Genomic DNA, 563 nt, shown 5'->3' with positions numbered 1-563 from the left:
CCAGGCATCCCCCGTGCGCCCTTCTCTACTTGCTTCGCGCCGTGCCCCCTTTTGCCGGGCACGGCGCCCGACGGGACCCCAACCCGCGGATCGCTCCGCGGCAAGGGGCCCGCCGCATATTCGGTTTTAGCACGTCAATGAACTTCCTGAACTCATTTGTTCAGCTTGGGTGGAGGATAACGGATTCGAACCGTTGACCCCCTGCGTGCAAGGCAGGTGCTCTAGCCAGCTGAGCTAATCCCCCGTTTTTACTTCAATTATTCAATTATTTAAAGCACAATTGAAGATCAATTTTTTTGGTAGTGCATATACCGTTTGTATAGGCACAAACAACTCAAGTTAATGTGGGCTTGCGTGGACTCGAACCACGGACCTCTACATTATCAGTGTAGCGCTCTAACCACCTGAGCTACAAGCCCGATAATTAAAGTGAGAAGATGGAACGGCGCCGGCGGCGGCCCGTCCAGAAAGGAGGTGTTCCAGCCGCACCTTCCGGTACGGCTACCTTGTTACGACTTAGCCCCAGTCACCGGTTTTACCCTGAACGGCTCCTCGACGGTTAC

2 tRNA genes and 1 rRNA gene are annotated in these 563 nt (G+C 54.5%); all 3 read right to left on the bottom strand.

Going from position 1 to position 563, the window contains the following annotated elements:
* Positions 1 to 170 precede the first annotated feature (170 nt).
* Positions 171 to 244, bottom strand: a tRNA-Ala gene (locus L0U89_RS20245).
* Positions 245 to 345: 101 nt separating this feature from the next.
* Positions 346 to 419 (bottom strand) — tRNA-Ile (locus L0U89_RS20240).
* A gap of 48 nt (positions 420 to 467) precedes the next feature.
* Positions 468 to 563 (bottom strand): 16S ribosomal RNA (locus tag L0U89_RS20235); the annotation flags it as partial.

This window comes from Mariniradius sediminis (assembly GCF_021491425.1).
In the GTDB taxonomy this organism is placed as follows: domain Bacteria; phylum Bacteroidota; class Bacteroidia; order Cytophagales; family Cyclobacteriaceae; genus Mariniradius; species Mariniradius saccharolyticus.
This window is presented reverse-complemented; position numbering and strand designations above follow the sequence as displayed.